Genomic DNA, 15,064 nt, shown 5'->3' with positions numbered 1-15,064 from the left:
ATGATGGAAAGCCTTCTCATTGCCAACAGGGGCGAAATCGCCCGCCGCATCATCCGCACGGCCAAGATGCTCGCCATCCGCACCATCGCCGTCTATTCCGAGGCCGATGCCGGCCTGCCCTTCGTAAGGGAGGCAGACGAGGCGATCGCCATCGGCCCCTCGCCGGCCCGGGAAAGCTATCTCTCGCAGGAACGCATCCTGGAGGCCGCCCGGCAAACCGGCGCTGCGGCGATCCATCCCGGCTACGGTTTCCTCTCGGAAAACGCCGGGTTTGCCGAAGCGGTGGAAAAGGCCGGGATCATCTGGGTCGGCGCGCCGCCTGCCGCCATCCGTGCGATGGGACTCAAGGATGCCGCGAAGGAATTGATGCAGGCGGCCGGGGTGCCTGTGACCCCTGGTTATCTCGGGCCGGACCAGAGCGAAGAGAGGCTGGCGGCTGAGGCGGACACTATCGGTTATCCCGTGCTCATCAAGGCCGTCGCCGGCGGCGGCGGCAAGGGCATGCGCCGCGTCGAGCGCGCGCAAGATTTCGCCGAACTTCTCGCCTCCTGCCGCCGGGAGGCGGCCGCCTCCTTCGGCGACGACCGCGTTCTGATTGAACGTTACATCGCCAATCCGCGCCATATCGAGGTGCAGGTCTTCGCCGACATGTTCGGCAATTGCGTTCATCTTTTCGAACGCGATTGTTCGCTGCAGCGCCGTCACCAGAAAGTCATTGAGGAGGCCCCCGCTCCCGGCCTCGACACCGCTACCCGGGCAGTGATCTGCGATGCGGCGGTAAAGGCCGCAAGAGCGGTGAATTATATCGGCGCCGGCACCATCGAATTCATCGCCGATGCCTCGGAGGGCCTTCGCGAAGATCGCATCTGGTTCATGGAGATGAACACCCGCCTGCAGGTAGAGCATCCCGTCACCGAGGCAATTACTGGCGAGGATCTGGTGCTCTGGCAGTTGACGGTCGCTAGCGGCGAGCCCTTGCCGAAAATGCAGGACGAGATCGCCATGAACGGCTGGGCCTTCGAAGCCCGGCTCTATGCCGAAAATCCTGCCGCCGGCTATCTGCCCTCGACCGGCCGACTTGAACATCTCAGCCTGCCGGAGTCCGTCCGCGTCGATAGCGGTGTCGAGCAAGGGGATGACGTCACCGCCTTCTATGACCCGATGATCGCCAAGATCATTGCCCACGGGCCGAACCGCGAGGCAGCACTTTCGAAGCTCGCAGCCGCCTGCGCAAGTATCGAGGTCTGGCCGGTCAAATCCAATGCCGGCCTGCTCGCCCGCATCGCCGTCGATCCGGATTTTCGCGCAGCTCGGATCGATACCGGCTTTCTCGACCGCCATGGCGATAGCCTTGTGGCGACGGAGCCGAGCGAAATCGCGATCGACACCGCAGCCACCGTGCTGCTTTCAAAAGATACCGATGGCGATCCCTGGTCCGCGCTCACTGGGTTCCGCATCGCCGGCGCGGATGACAAGAGGGTGCGTATCCGTATCGGCGATCATCTCCATTGGGGGCAATCGCGTCGGGAGCTTGAGGCAAAGACCGTCACGATCGGTGAAACGACGGTGCTTTTCGACGCCGGCAATGCCTGGCCGATCCGCCTGCCCGTTGCCAGCGAAGTCGAGGCAAGTCAGGGCGCCGGCGATGGCGCGATCCTTTCGCCCATGCCCGGCCTCGTCATTTCGGTGGATGTCGCCGAAGGCGATCGTGTCGCCAAGGGGGACCGCCTGCTGACGGTTGAAGCGATGAAAATGGAACATTCGCTGCGCGCACCCTTCGATGGATTCGTCGAAAAACTGCAGGTTTCCTCGGGTATCAGGGTCTCGGAAAACCAACTCGTCGTCAGCGTTGTGAAGGAGCAGGATTGATGGCCGGCCGTTATTTCGACGAGTGGACGGTCGGCGACCGCATCGCCCACGACATCCGTCGCACGGTCACCGAGACCGACAATCTGCTGTTCACGACGCTCTCCCATAATCCGCAGCCGCTGCATCTCGATGCCGATTATGCGGCCGGCACCGAATTCGGCCGGATCGTCGTCAACGGCACCTTCACCTTTGCGCTCACCGTCGGCCTTTCGGTCGGCGACACCACGCTCGGCACGCTCGTCGCCAATCTCGGCTATGACAAGGTGACGATGCCAAAGCCGGTTTTCATTGGCGATACGCTGCGGGTGGAAACCGAGGTGATGGAACTGCGTCGCTCGAACTCCCGCCCCGATGCCGGCATCGTCACCTTCCAGCATATCACTCTGAACCAGCGCGGCGAAACCGTCTGTCAATGCCTGCGCACGGCAATGCTGAAGGTGAAGCCGTCATGAGGCTGCGCTCGCTGCTCTTTGCGCCCGGTGACCGGCCGGAGCGTTTCCAAAAGGCGCTCGCCTCAGGCGCCGATGCCGTCATTCTCGACCTGGAAGATTCGGTTGCGCCCTTGAACAAGCCGAAAGCGCGCGAGAGCGTGCACGAGTTCGTCCTGCATCATGCCGGCGAGACCGCTCTCCTGATTCGGATCAATCCCCTCGCCTCGCCAGAATTCGAAGACGACCTGACCGCTTTGAGCGGCCTTCATCCTTTCGCAATCGTGCTGCCGAAGGCCGAGGGTGCCACTTCGGTGCTGAAGCTCGCAGGCTCTCTTGCATCTGCAATTCCCATCTTGCCGATCGCAACCGAAACACCATCGGCGATCTTCGAGATCGGCAGCTACCGGGATGTCTCGACCAGCCTCTGCGGCCTGACATGGGGCGCTGAGGATTTGCCCGCCGCGATGGGGGCTACGACCGCGCGGAGGACGGATGGCCGCTATACGCCACCTTTCGAGTTTGCCCGCTCGCTCACACTTTTCGGCGCCCATGCCGCCGCCGTCCCGGCAATCGACACCGTCTATCCCGATTTCCGCGATCTCAACGGTCTCAGGGCCTATGTCGGCCGCGCCCGGCGCGACGGCTTTTCCGGTATGATGGCCATCCATCCAAGCCAGGTCGAAGTGATCAATCACGCCTTCACGCCGGATGCATCCGAAATCGCCTGGGCGGAGAAAGTCGCCGCCGCCTTTGCCGCCAGGCCCGACGCAGGCGTCATTCAGCTCGACGGACGCATGCTAGATCTGCCGCATCTCAAGCTCGCGATCCGCATTCTCGATGTGGCTGGGCGATAGAGCAAATGCTCCGCCAATTAGTCTGACTTCGCCGTTCGCTCGGGAGCGTTCTGCGCTTGTTGCGTCAGGTAGCCGGCGCCAATGGCGACGTAGAGGTCCACATAGTCCTTGGCAACCTGCTGTACGGTGGCTGCAAGGCTTGCCTGGGCATCGGAGACCGAACGTTGAGCGTCCAGCACATCGAGCAGAGATGAAGCTCCATCCTTGTAGCTCGTGGTCGAAAGTGCGAGCGATTCCTGGGCCGTTTCCACCTGCCTGCGCAGCGGTCCCAACGTCTGCCTGTCGCGGCGGACTGCAGACAGGGCGTTTTCCACCTCTTCGACCCCGTTCAGCACCGCCTCTTTCCAGGCGAGATACTGGGTCTTGGCATCGGATTTTTCGATATCGACATTCGCACGCAATTTGCCGCCATCGAAGATCGGCAGGTTGAGCGTCGGTCCGAAAGACCAGCTGGTCAGGGTTCCGCCGCTGGCACCGGATGATTTGACCCAGCTCGGCGAGATCGAACCGGAGAGCGAGATCGACGGGTAGAGCTGGGCTTCGGCAGCGCCGATGTCGGCAACGGCTGCAGCCAGATCGCGTTCAGCCTTGTGGATATCGGGACGGTTGCGGATGAGATCGGCCGGAATGCCGGCGCGAATGTCGCCGCGGAAAACCGGCTGGCCGGCGCTTTTCTGCAGCTCGTTCATCAGCGAGGCCGCCGGCATCCCGAGCAGAGTGGCAATGTGATGGGCTGACTCGGTGAAGCTCTGTTCGAGGCCGGGAATGTCGGACTTTGTCGACTGTACCAGGCCCTCGGCCTGAACGACGTCGAGGCGGGAGGCCGCACCTGCCTTGAGCTGCAGCTGTGTCAGTTCGTAAGTCTGTTGGCGGGATTTCAAGCTCGCCTGTGAAAGCGCGATTCGCTCCTGGTAATAACGGGCGTCGATATAGCTCTCGATCAGGTCTTTCAGGAAGGTGAGCTTTGTGTTGTCGGCCGTTGCATAGGCGGCCCCCAGCGAGGCGATGGCACTCTCCTTCGAGCGACGGTATTGGCCGAAGAAGTCGAGCAGCCAGGAAAGGCTGGCCTGGCCGCCTGTGGTATTCTCGGTGCCGACCGTCGTGCGGAGCCGCCCCCTCTCGCCGGATACCGTGTGCGATGCGTCGACACTGAGGCTCGGCAGGCCGCCGGCGCCGGCAACCGTGACATTGGCGGAAGCCGAGTTGATGCTCTCGAGCGCCTGCAGCACATCGAGGTTCTCGCTGAGGCCATGGGCCACCAGGCCGTCGAGCCGCTTGTCGCGATAGGCCGTCCACCACTGTGCCGTCACGACATCGCCGTTGCTCTTGGTCCCGCCCTCTTGGAATTTAGCAGGAAGCGGCATCTGTGGGGGAGCGTGATCCGGGCCGCTGACGCAGCCTGCCACCAAAAGCGTGAGTGCCGATGTGGCGTAGCGGAGGGATGATATTCTTGTGCAGAGCGACGGACTCACTGGCGAGCTTTCTGAACCGGGATCGTAGGTTCAGGCTTAGCGGCGCCAACGTTAATGGCGGTAAAGACACTGTAAAGTTAGGTAAAGTCTGGGTTGCGGGGCCTCATCCACCACCGCCTCGAGCTTCGTCGATTGGTCCTCAGGCGTGTTCGTCCGCCAAGCCATAGGGTACCGGCTTCCTGGGAAGCTCCAGGGTGACCGCCAGGCCTCCGGCATCCGGCAATGACGCATGTACACGCCCGCCGTGGCGTTCGATCGCCTGCCGGGTGATGGCCAGACCCAGGCCGTATCCGCCTCTTGGCACAGCCTCTTTACCACGTGAGAACGGCTGGAAGATCCGTTCGAGTTCGTCTCGCCGGACACCCGGCCCCTGATCCGTGACGCAGATTTTGAGGCGGCCGGTCGTCGCCTCGCAAGCCACTGATATGTGCGAATGCTCGGCCGTGTATTTGAGGGCGTTGCGGACGACGTTTTCGAGCGCCCTGTAGATCAGCTCACCTTCGACCTCGGCGCGGAAGGTGCCCTCGACACTGGTTGTGATCGAGACCTCGCGTGCCTGGGCTTCGAATGCCGCGTCGCCGAGGATTTCGTTCAGGAGCTCGATGACATCCAGGGCCTGGGTCTTCAGCGGCAGGCCGGAGCCCGCGGTCAGCCTGGCTAGCGTCAGAACTTCGCCGACCAGCGCGTCGAGCCGTTCGACCTCCCGGTCCATCCGATCCAACATGGCGCCGAGTTTGGCCGGGCTTTGCCGAAGGACGCCGACGGCGGCCTGCAGACGAGACAGGGGCGAACGCAATTCATGGGAGACGTCATGAAATAGCCTCTGCTGCGCATCCTGAAGCTCCTGAAGCCGCGCGGCAGTGGAATCGAAGTCGTGCGCCAGTGCGGTGACTTCATCCTTTCGGCCGGCCATCTGGTTGCCGATACGGAAGTCGAAGCGGCCATGGGCGAGCGCGCTCAGGCCGTCGCGCAGATGTACGACGGGTCGAATGAGATAGCGGGCGAGTGCGGCGGCAGCGACCGTACTCGAAACGAAAATCGAAAGCCAAGGAACCAGCAGCGCCAGGTTGTCCGCAATGTTGAGAAGGAAGTTCGCTTCTGGCGCCACGGAGATCCGGTAGCAAATTCCGTCCTTCAGAATGGACTTCGTCTCTGCCCTGCCCTCGTCTCCGCACGCAGGCGACTCCATGGTTTTCGAAAGCGTCAGACCTAGTGGCACCGTATATTCACTTGTGCGGATGAAGCGCGCTGCGGCGTCCTCCCCATCCCTTGCGAGCACATTCGCCGTCAGCTTCAGAATGATCGCTCGCTCCTGGTATTCCCGATCGCGGCCAGGCGGCGGGATCTGAAAGAGGTTGACGATCACGATGATGACCGTGAGCGTCGTTGCAAGCGTCAACCAGATCGTCGCGAAGAACTTCCAGAAAAGCCGGGGCATGGTCAGTCCACGAGAAGTTGATAGCCCTGGCCGCGAACGGACTGGATCCAGGATTGTCCGTCCTCCCTCAGTCCGAGCTTCTGACGAACGCTGCTGATATGGACGTCGATACGGCGATCGAACGGGGTCAGCGGCTTGCCGAAGGCCCGCTTCGAAATGTCCTGCTTCGACACGAGCTGGCCGGCGCTGCGGGCAAGCACCTCGATCAGGCTGAACTCGGTGCCGGTCAGTTCCAAGGTTTCTCCGCGCCATTCGGCGATCCTGCTGCTCGGATGAATCACGAGTTTTCCCGCCCTTATCGTGTCGGTCGTCGCGCCGGCAGCAGGCTGACCTGCCCGACGGAGGATGGCACGCAACCTCGCCGCAAGTTCGCCCGGCGAGCATGGCTTCGGCACATAATCGTCGGCGCCGAGATTGAGACCCGATATCCTGTCGACGTCATCGCCCCTTGCGGTCAGCATCAGCACGGGAACCTGGCTGAGCTTCCTGATCCTCTGCAGAACCTCGATCCCGTTCATCCGAGGCATCATGATGTCGAGCACGATAATATCGACCGTATTGCCGGCGGCAGCGGCAATCGCGGCGCGACCGTCCGTATCGGTGACGACCTCATATCCTTCTTCGACCAGATATTCCTGCAGAAGCGTCGTCAGCTCGGCATCGTCGTCGATGAGGAGAACCTTGTTCATTCACTTCGTCCGTCATTGATCCTTGTGAGCCTTACAGCACAAACACAGTCGCATGAGCGAGTTTTACCTAACTTAACACTAACTTGACCGCACTTAACGTTCACCCCGTTACTTATCCTTCCATGACATCACCGCGAGCCAGGATCGGGTTGCCTCAACATGAGCCGCAATCCTTCATCGAGTTGGCACGGATCGGGAAAAGGCACCCATCCTTTGACCACAAGGAGTGCATCGTTGAGAAAACCGCCCAGAATATTCGCTGCTGCTCTTGTTGCGGCAACGCTCCTGCTTCCCCTGCGCAATGCCATGGCGGACCAATCCGCCGCACCCGCCCTTACCGTCTCGCTGGTGACGCCGGCTGAGCGGGACTGGCCGGAAACCGTTCCCGCAAGCGGCTGGCTGAAGCCGTGGCAGGAAGCCATCATTGCTTCCGAGACGAGCGGTCTGCGCGTAACCGAAATCCTGGCCGACGTCGGCTCCGTGGTTAAGAAGGGGCAGACCCTGGTGCGGCTGTCGCAGGACAGCGTGCAGGCCGACCTTCGCAAGCAGGAAGCGGCCGTCGTGACCGCTCAGGCAACCCTGACAAAGGCGAAGGCCAATGCCGATCGGGCTCGCCAGCTTCGCTCGTCGGGCGCCCTTTCGGATGAGAAGATTGTCGAATATTTCGCCGACGAACAGACGGCGACGGCAAGTCTTGCGTCTGAAGAGGCGGCGCTCGACAGCCAGAAGATCAAGCTCGACCAGACAACCGTCACGGCCGTCGACGATGGCCTGATAACCTCGCGATCGGCCGAACTCGGCGCGGTCGTCTCGTCGGGCACCGAACTGTTTCGCTTGGTCCGCCAACAGCGGGTCGAATGGCAGGCCGAGGTTTCGGCTCGTTACCTCTCACGCATCTCCGAAGGATTGAGCGTCGACATCGACGGGCCGGACGGACGACCCATTCAGGGAAAGGTGAGGCTCGTCGGACCTTCGATCGACACCAATACAAGCCGGGCGATCGTCTATGTCGCGCTTCCCCCGGACGTTCAGCCGCGCACCGGTCTTTATGTCACCGGCACCATCGAATTGAGGACCACGCCGGCGCTGACGGTTCCGGAGACCGCGATCGTTTTCCGTGACGGCATAAACTACGTCTTTGCCGCCGGCGAGGACAAGCGGGTAAGGCGGGTCCGGGTCGAGACCGGCCGTCGCACCGACGGCGAAGTCGAGATCGTCTCCGGCATAGATAAGTCGGCGAGAGTGGTGACGTCGGGCGGAGCGTTTCTGTCGGACAACGATCTCGTGAAGATTGCGGGAGAAGGTTGATGAACTTTTCCGCATTTTCGATCCGCAATCCCGTACCGGCAATCCTGCTCTTTGCGATGCTTGCCGTCGGCGGTTTGCTGGCCTTCAAGCATCTGCCGGTCCAGAACTTCCCCGATATGGACCTCCCGACCATCAAAATTACCGCGACGCTCGATGGCGCCGCGCCGGCGCAGCTCGAGACGGAGGTCGCCCGCACGATCGAGGACAATCTTGCCTCGCTGAGCTATCTCGACCACGTCACCACGACGATCACCGACGGCACGGTGTCGATCAGTGTCTCCTTCAAACTGGAGAAGGACAGCGAAACGGCCTTGAACGAGGTTCGCAACGCCGTCGACAGCGCACAAGCCGATCTGCCGGCGCAGATGCAGGCACCAAGCGTCACCAAAGTCACCGTGCAGAGTTCGGCGCTGGTCACCTATGCCATCCGGTCTACGGCCCTCAATGAAACCGAGCTCTCCTGGTTCATCGACAACGATCTGACCAAGGCGCTCCTGTCGGTACCGGGCGTCGGACAGGTCAACCGCATCGGCGGTGTCGACCGCGAGGTTCACGTCGACCTCGATCCGACAACGATGGCTGCATTCGGCGTCACCGCGACCACTGTGTCGGCGCAATTGAAGTCGGTTCAGGCCGATACTTCAGGTGGCCTGGGGGAGATTGGCGGCACTCGTCAGACATTGCGCACGCTCGGCGCCGTGGCATCGGTCGACGCTCTGAAGGAGCTTAGAATTCCCCTGGCCAACGGGCAGCAGGTTCGTCTCGACGACGTCGCATCCGTCACGGACAGCTTCGCGGAGCGTTCTTCGATGGCCTATCTCGACGGTAAACCGGTGGTCGCGGTCGAGATCAAGCGCTCGAACGGGTTTTCGGACAGCGGTGTCGCGGACGATGTCGACAAGGCGATGAAGGAGTTCGCAGCCAAGCATTCCAACGTGCAGATCGAGGAGGCCTACAGCACGATCGGGCCGATCATCGACAACTACGATGGTTCGATGCACATGCTCTACGAAGGGGCGATCCTGGCGATCATCGTCGTCTGGCTCTTCCTTCGGGACTGGCGTGCGACGATCCTGTCGGCCGTGGCGCTACCGCTGTCGGTCATACCGACCTTCCTTGTGATGTACCTGGCCGGCTTCAGCCTGAATATCGTCACCTTGCTGGCGCTGTCGCTCGTGGTCGGCATCCTTGTCGATGATGCCATCGTCGAGGTCGAGAACATCGCGCGCCACCTGCAGATGGGCAAGCGGCCGATCGACGCCGCTCTGGAGGCGGCCAACGAGATCGGGCTCGCCGTCATTGCAACCACCTTCACGCTGGTCGCGGTCTTCCTGCCGACGGCCTTCATGAGCGGCATACCGGGACTTATATTCCGCCAGTTCGGTATCACCGCCGCGGTGGCGGTCCTCGTCTCGCTCGTCGTCGCACGCCTGCTGACGCCGATGATGGCCGCCTATTTCATGAAGGCCCATCCGACGGAGGAAAAGGATGGCCGCGTCATGCGCGCCTATCTGGCAATCGTGAAAGCCGCCATGAACCGCAGGAAGACCACGGTGGCAGTGACTGCCGTCGTCGTCGCGCTTTCGCTTGCCACCATCCCGCTCCTGAAATCCGGCTTCCTGCCCGCTTCCGACGACGCGCGAGCCCAGATCACGCTCACCATGCAGCCGGGTGCTACTATCGAGCAGACGGACGCCACCACCACGAAGGCCGCCGATATCGTCGACAAGCTCCGGGACGTGACACATGTCTTTTCCTCGGTCGGTTCCGCATCCTCGGGTGGTGGCCCCGACTCCAGCACCACGAGCAGCGTCGGATCCGCGACGATCGTCGCTATGCTGTCGCCCATCGGCGAGCGCGATCGCAAACAGTCGGAAATCGAAAACGACATCCGGCAGGCTCTCTCGGTGCTTCCCGGCGTGCGGGTCGCGGTCGGCGGCGGTGGCAACGGCACGAAGCTGGAGATCACCCTTGCCAGTGACGATGCCAACGCGCTTGACAGTGCAAGCACGGCGCTCGAGGAACAGCTCCGCACGCTGCAGGGCATCGGCGCGGTGACATCAACAGCGGCCAGGCAAGCGCCCGAGATCCAGATCACGCCCGACTTTGCGCGCGCAGCAGCGCTCGGGGTGACCTCGAGCGCCATCGCCGAGGCGGTGCGCGTGGCGACGAATGGGGAATACTCCGCCGATCTGCCGAAGCTCAACCTGCCACAGCGCCAGGTTCCCATCGTCGTCCGCTTCAGCCCCGAGACACGCACCAAGCTCGACGATATCAGGAACATGCGGGTAGCCGGAACGAACGGCAATGTCGATCTCGGATCGATTGCCGATATCCGGATCGGCGGCAGTCCATCGGAGATCGACCGTATCGACCGGATGCGCAATGTCACCCTTTCCGTCGAGCTCAACGGCCGCATCCTGGGCGACGTCAACCGCGAGGCGCAGGCTCTGCCGGCACTCAGGCGCCTGCCGCCGGGGGTCACCCTTGTCGAACAGGGCGAGCTTCAGCGCAGTTCGGAGCTGTTCCAGAGCTTTGGCCTTGCAATGGCGATCGGCGTGTTCTGCATCTACGCAGTCCTCGTCCTGCTCTTCCACGACTTCCTGCAGCCACTCACCCTTCTGATGGCTCTGCCGCTCTCGCTCGGCGGTGCGCTGGTGCCGCTGGTGGTGACCGGAACCAGCTTCTCGATGTCGGCGGTCATCGGGTTGCTCATGCTCATGGGCGTGGTGACGAAGAACTCCATCCTTCTCATCGAATACGCGATCATGTCGCGTCGCCAGGGCATGTCGCGGTTCGATGCCCTTGTGGATGCCTGCCACAAGCGCGCGCGACCGATCATCATGACCACCATCGCCATGGCATTCGGCATGCTTCCGGTCGCTCTCAGCCTGACAGGCGGCGATTCCAGCTTCCGGCAGCCGATGGCGATCGTGGTGATCGGCGGGGTCATGATGTCGACGCTGCTCAGCCTCTTCGTCATCCCCGTCATCTTCACCTTCGTCGACGACCTCAACGAGGCGCTCAAGCGCCTTCTGCGCCGGACCGGGCCTGATACCGCCGACTCGGAACCGCAGGCATCCAACGATCGCGCGGCGATCACCTTCAAGCCCGGGCTTTCGAAGCGAGGGCAAGGTCAGAGATGACTGCTTTTGGCAAGCTATTCGCAAGCTGGTCCAGCGCCCGATACCGGCGACGCCCGGCGACCTTCATGGCAACCTCTTCGGTCGAATTCCCTCCCCCGGAACGAGACCGCGGGACGTGTTCCCCCGCAGGCGGCCTCGCGCCGCCKGCGCGTCCTGCATCTTCCCTGCCAACAGCGTAGCTCGCTGTGTCACAGAAAGAACCTTTACCAAACTTTACACTTCCTTAACCGCGCTTAACATCCGCACAGCTATTAGAGTTCGACCTCAGCTCAATCCGGAGTGTCGTGTGTCCAAGGCACATCGAAATATTCTGCGTTGCCGCCTCGCGGAGCGGAAAACCATACTTGCCGAGATTTGGCGGTGGTTGCTGAAGCTTAATTCAAAGAATTATATCTCAATTTCTGCTTTCTTAAGTCCCTGGATCCAATCAGGCCGCGCAGAAAACGTTCGAATAGAGCGTGATGCTCTACTGGAAGACATTTCAATTGGAGGAACGGGGTGATTGATGCTCCGGGTGATCAGCACGCGTTTGCTGGACAGATCGAACAGCTCAACAGGGCAGCACGCCCTATCTCATGCTGAATATTGCCGGGCGTCATGACAATGGCGTCATCGCTTCGAAATCTGGCAAGGCGCCGCTGGCGTAGCCGACCGCCTCGAGTGAAGTGATAGTGATCCGGCCGTCGCGGATCGACAGCAGCGGTCCGTCGGCTCCCTGCTCGTAGAGATCGGGATGGGCCGCAGCAAAGCGCGCCTTCTCCGCCTGCGACGCTCCCTGCATGCCGGCCACATAGTGATGACCGTTGCGTTCGACATGGGAGAGGCCGAGCAGCGAGACCAGCGCCAGATCCTGCTGCACGGCGAGCCCGGCTTGGCAGGTCAGATCCTCGCCCGAGAGGAACAGTCTCGGCACCGTTCCGGTTCTGATGCGGATCGCCTTGAGTAACGAACGGTAAATGCCCTTGCAGGTTTTCGAGGAGACGCCGGTATAGCCGAGCCGTCTGGCGGAGGCGAAGGCGCCATCGCCGTCGTCGCTCTCATCGATCAGGAAGGGCAATTGCGCCGCCAGATCTCCCAGTGGCGTATCCATGGTGATTGCGCGCGAGAACGGCTGTTCGACAAAGGCAATGGCCGTGCGCAACCTCGCCAGCTGCGGCATCGCCTCGATTTGCGCCAGCAAGGCGGCGAGTTGTTCGGCGGCGCCAAACTGTTCGTTGCCGTCGACCGTCACCCGATAGTCGGGCATGCGGTCCAGCACGGCGGCGATCCGCATCAGGCGGTCGATATCGGCATCGATCGCGCCCGAAAGCTTAATCTTGAACCAGCGGTTGCCATAGCGCGTTATCACCGCCTCGAGGCTTTCCGGCAGGCCGTCACCGACGGGATGGACGACATCGCCCTCGCTGATCGGATCGAGAAGCCCGATCGTATGCCGGGCCGAGATCGAGCCAGCAGGACGAAGATCGGAAAGCACCGCCAACGCTGCATCCGCGTCGATATCGTCGGGCAGCATGGGGCCGCCGATGCCGACGAGATTGCCCTGCACCGCCTCGAAGAAGGAAATGCCGGCAAGGCGGCAATAGGCATCGAGCGCGGCGCGGGCGATGAGCGAAGGGCCGAAACCGGCGGCCAACGGATTTCCAGGCAAACGCCGCACGGTTTCCATCTCGTTCAGGCGGGCGGCGGCAAACAATGTCGTCGGCGCCGACGGCTCGAGCGAAGCGGCAGCAGCAGTGCGGATCGAGCTGCGCAACTGATCGACATTCTGCGCCGGCGTCAGCGCCGGGTTCTTGTCGAACCATTTCGGCACCATCATCTCGGCGGCGGCGCCAAGGGCGGTTCGCCCCTCTTCATCCGCGATGCGGACCCTGAGAAAGGCTTGCGGCGCCTTTTCGAGAGTTGCCGCGCCAAAGCGGAACGGCAGGCGCAGCCTGATATCGCGCTCGAAGGCGTCGATCTCGATGATTCTGATGCGCGGCGCGGTCACCGAACCTCCAATGCTTCTGTCCATGGTCATGCCATGCGGTCGAGCATGGCGCGCGACACTTCATGATGGAGCGGTTCGCGGCGAAGCAGCCGGCCGATTTCATCCACCATGGCCTGCCCCTGGGCGAGATGCGCCTCTTCGGTGTGACCGGCGGCGTGCGGCGAAATGGTGACATTGGCCAGTGCGGGATCGCGGAAGGGACTATCCGGAGGCAACGGCTCGTCGTCAAAGACATCGACAGCCGCCTCGATGCGGCCGGAGCGGATCTCGGCGAGTAGAGCCGCCTCGTCGACCAGCTGCGAGCGCGCCGTGTTGATGAACAGCGCGCCGGGGTGTAGCAGCGCCAGTTCGGGGGCGCCGATCATGCGGTGCGTTTCGGGCAGGACAGGCGCATGCAGCGAGATCACGTCGCTCTGAGCCAGCATATCGTTCAATTCAGCGCTGAAAACGCCCAGCGCAGCAGCCTCGCTATCGTGGAGAAAGGGATCGACAACCAGCACGCGGCAGCCGAAGGGAACGAGCAGCCGCATGACCGCCCGGCCGACATATCCAGCGCCGACGATGCCGACCGTTTTGGCGCCCAGCAATCTCTGTGGCACGGCTGCGCGGACGTCGAGCCATTCACCGCCGTTGCGCAATTGATGATGCAGCCGATGAATGCCGCGCATGGCGAGTAGCGCTTCGGCGACGACGAACTCGGCAACCGAGGCGGCAATTTTCGAGGCGGCATGGGTGACGCGAATGCCATCGTCGAACAGACGCGCCGGGACCAATGTGCGGACGCTGCCTGCCGAATGGGCAACAAGAGCGAGTTGCGGATGGCGCTGGCGCGCGGCAGGATCGAAGGGCGGCGTGCCCCATCCGGTGAGACATGCCGTGGCGCCTTGCAGCAGGTGGTCGACATCGGTGGCGTCGATGGTGGCGCCGGTCGGCCAACGCACCTCGCCAAGGGCGTTCAACTGGGCAATCGCTGCGTCGTCCAGCATCATCCGGCGAGTTTTTTCGGTCAGCAGTACGGCGATCACGGGAGCCTGTTCGTTCATGGTTCTACTCTTTCGCTGCGGCGACCAGGCGCCGGAGATGGGCAAGATCGGCGCGGACCTTGTCGAGCGCCTGCTCTCGAGAGACGCGGTATTGGGAATGCATCGAGAGCACCCCGGCAAATCCAATGGCCACCAGATGCGGGACGATTTCGTTCCAGGGCACCATGCCTTCGTCGAGCCCGTACCAATCCGAATGCCATGCGCGCTGGCCGTGAGCTCCGCAAGCGCCGGGGAACCAACCGCTGTTCTTGACGCCCATGCAGCAGAACCACGGTTCGAGAATATCGAGGGTCAGACGCCAGTCCTCGCTTCCCTCCCGAATGATCTGATTGGCAGGATCGGGATAGGCGCCGATCTTGATGGGATCACGCCCGGCCAGCAGTCGCACCGCCAGAGCGCCCGAGCTGTGCAGGGTCCCGCCGTGAAGCTGGATTGTCAGCTTGACGGCGAAGCGTTCGGCCAGGCGCTCGAAGCCGTCGAGATCACGCCGTGCTTCATCAAGCTGGGCCTGCCAGCGCCGCGACGGGTCGTAGCGCCAAAAGCCAAGCCGGACCTGCCCGATGCCAGCCTCGCCGCAACAACCGAGAAGCCGGGATGCGGCATCGTCGGGCCGGGTGGAATCGATGGTCGCCATCGGCGTGCGCAGGCCGGCCGCGGCAAAGAGCGTGACGGCCTTGACGATTTCCTCCGGCCTCTCAGGGGAAACGGCGTGGCCATCGCGAATGAGAAGATCAGCGCAGTCGAATCCCAAACCGGCAGTGATCCCGGCCGCCTCCTCGAGCGGCAGCGCTTCCAGAGTCTTGGTGAAATAGGCGATATCCATCGAT

At 62.5% G+C, this 15,064-nt stretch carries 11 protein-coding genes; 5 read left to right on the top strand and 6 right to left on the bottom strand.

All coding sequences use genetic code 11. From position 1 onward, the window contains the following. The 3 genes from AC1D2N_RS22395 to AC1D2N_RS22385 are packed head-to-tail and all read left to right on the top strand — an operon-like array spanning position 1 to position 3,154. Positions 1 to 1,869, top strand: a complete 1,869-nt coding sequence (locus AC1D2N_RS22395; protein ID WP_130654028.1) for an acetyl/propionyl/methylcrotonyl-CoA carboxylase subunit alpha — start codon at positions 1 to 3, stop codon at positions 1,867 to 1,869. Next, positions 1,869 to 2,321 (top strand): MaoC family dehydratase, encoded by a 453-nt coding sequence (locus AC1D2N_RS22390; protein WP_130654029.1) that lies wholly within the window; start codon positions 1,869 to 1,871, stop codon positions 2,319 to 2,321. Before AC1D2N_RS22395 ends, AC1D2N_RS22390 begins: the two co-directional genes overlap by 1 nt. Then, positions 2,318 to 3,154: an HpcH/HpaI aldolase/citrate lyase family protein gene (locus AC1D2N_RS22385; RefSeq protein ID WP_018246755.1), complete on the top strand. Its 837-nt coding sequence runs from the start codon at positions 2,318 to 2,320 to the stop codon at positions 3,152 to 3,154. Before AC1D2N_RS22390 ends, AC1D2N_RS22385 begins: the two co-directional genes overlap by 4 nt. A gap of 17 nt (positions 3,155 to 3,171) precedes the next feature. Here the strand turns inward: AC1D2N_RS22385 and AC1D2N_RS22380 are convergent, their stop codons facing one another. From AC1D2N_RS22380 to AC1D2N_RS22370, 3 genes are all read right to left on the bottom strand, one after another. Beyond that, the gene (locus AC1D2N_RS22380) at positions 3,172 to 4,626 is read right to left on the bottom strand and encodes an efflux transporter outer membrane subunit (protein WP_018246754.1); all 1,455 of its coding nucleotides are present in this window, start codon (positions 4,624 to 4,626) and stop codon (positions 3,172 to 3,174) included. 139 nt (positions 4,627 to 4,765) lie between these two features. Further along, a complete protein-coding gene (locus AC1D2N_RS22375; protein WP_130654030.1) occupies positions 4,766 to 6,064 on the bottom strand; it encodes a HAMP domain-containing sensor histidine kinase in 1,299 nt (432 codons plus the stop codon). Between the two features lie 2 nt (positions 6,065 to 6,066). Further along, positions 6,067 to 6,753 carry a response regulator gene (locus AC1D2N_RS22370; protein WP_018246752.1) on the bottom strand — a complete coding sequence of 229 codons (687 nt, stop codon included), beginning with the start codon at positions 6,751 to 6,753 and terminating at the stop codon, positions 6,067 to 6,069. A gap of 234 nt (positions 6,754 to 6,987) precedes the next feature. Here AC1D2N_RS22370 and AC1D2N_RS22365 point away from each other — a divergent pair, with 234 nt between their 5' ends. After that, a complete protein-coding gene (locus tag AC1D2N_RS22365) occupies positions 6,988 to 8,061 on the top strand; it encodes an efflux RND transporter periplasmic adaptor subunit (protein WP_130654031.1) in 1,074 nt (357 codons plus the stop codon). Then, complete coding sequence (locus tag AC1D2N_RS22360) at positions 8,061 to 11,207, top strand: efflux RND transporter permease subunit (RefSeq protein WP_130654032.1); 3,147 nt, start codon at positions 8,061 to 8,063, stop codon at positions 11,205 to 11,207. The genes AC1D2N_RS22365 and AC1D2N_RS22360 overlap by 1 nt, the downstream gene beginning before the upstream one ends. Positions 11,208 to 11,802: 595 nt before the next feature. Here the strand turns inward: AC1D2N_RS22360 and AC1D2N_RS22355 are convergent. The 3 genes from AC1D2N_RS22355 to AC1D2N_RS22345 are packed head-to-tail and all read right to left on the bottom strand — an operon-like array spanning position 11,803 to position 15,060. After that, on the bottom strand, positions 11,803 to 13,224 hold the full coding sequence (locus AC1D2N_RS22355) for an enolase-like domain-containing protein (RefSeq protein ID WP_130654033.1): 1,422 nt from the start codon (positions 13,222 to 13,224) through the stop codon (positions 11,803 to 11,805). After that, entirely contained in the window at positions 13,221 to 14,237 is a 1,017-nt protein-coding gene (locus AC1D2N_RS22350; RefSeq protein ID WP_130654034.1) for a hydroxyacid dehydrogenase, read from the bottom strand. The genes AC1D2N_RS22355 and AC1D2N_RS22350 overlap by 4 nt, the downstream gene beginning before the upstream one ends. Positions 14,238 to 14,241: 4 nt before the next feature. Beyond that, positions 14,242 to 15,060, bottom strand: coding sequence for a sugar phosphate isomerase/epimerase family protein (locus tag AC1D2N_RS22345; RefSeq protein WP_477982020.1), 819 nt, complete (start codon positions 15,058 to 15,060; stop codon positions 14,242 to 14,244). Positions 15,061 to 15,064 lie beyond the last annotated feature (4 nt).

It is taken from the genome of Rhizobium sp. P1_B8 (assembly GCF_056406515.1).
This window is presented reverse-complemented; position numbering and strand designations above follow the sequence as displayed.

Bases quoted from the DNA above. Each gene is read 5' to 3' on its own strand.
- AC1D2N_RS22395 (WP_130654028.1), top strand. From the start codon at position 1: ATGATGGAAAGCCTTCTCATTGCCAACAGGGGCGAAATCGCCCGCCGC.
- AC1D2N_RS22390 (WP_130654029.1), top strand. From the start codon at position 1,869: ATGGCCGGCCGTTATTTCGACGAGTGGACGGTCGGCGACCGCATCGCC.
- AC1D2N_RS22385 (WP_018246755.1), top strand. From the start codon at position 2,318: ATGAGGCTGCGCTCGCTGCTCTTTGCGCCCGGTGACCGGCCGGAGCGT.
- AC1D2N_RS22375 (WP_130654030.1), bottom strand. From the start codon at position 6,064: ATGCCCCGGCTTTTCTGGAAGTTCTTCGCGACGATCTGGTTGACGCTT.
- AC1D2N_RS22370 (WP_018246752.1), bottom strand. From the start codon at position 6,753: ATGAACAAGGTTCTCCTCATCGACGACGATGCCGAGCTGACGACGCTT.
- AC1D2N_RS22360 (WP_130654032.1), top strand. From the start codon at position 8,061: ATGAACTTTTCCGCATTTTCGATCCGCAATCCCGTACCGGCAATCCTG.
- AC1D2N_RS22355 (WP_130654033.1), bottom strand. From the start codon at position 13,224: ATGACCATGGACAGAAGCATTGGAGGTTCGGTGACCGCGCCGCGCATC.
- AC1D2N_RS22350 (WP_130654034.1), bottom strand. From the start codon at position 14,237: ATGAACGAACAGGCTCCCGTGATCGCCGTACTGCTGACCGAAAAAACT.
- AC1D2N_RS22345 (WP_477982020.1), bottom strand. From the start codon at position 15,060: ATGGATATCGCCTATTTCACCAAGACTCTGGAAGCGCTGCCGCTCGAG.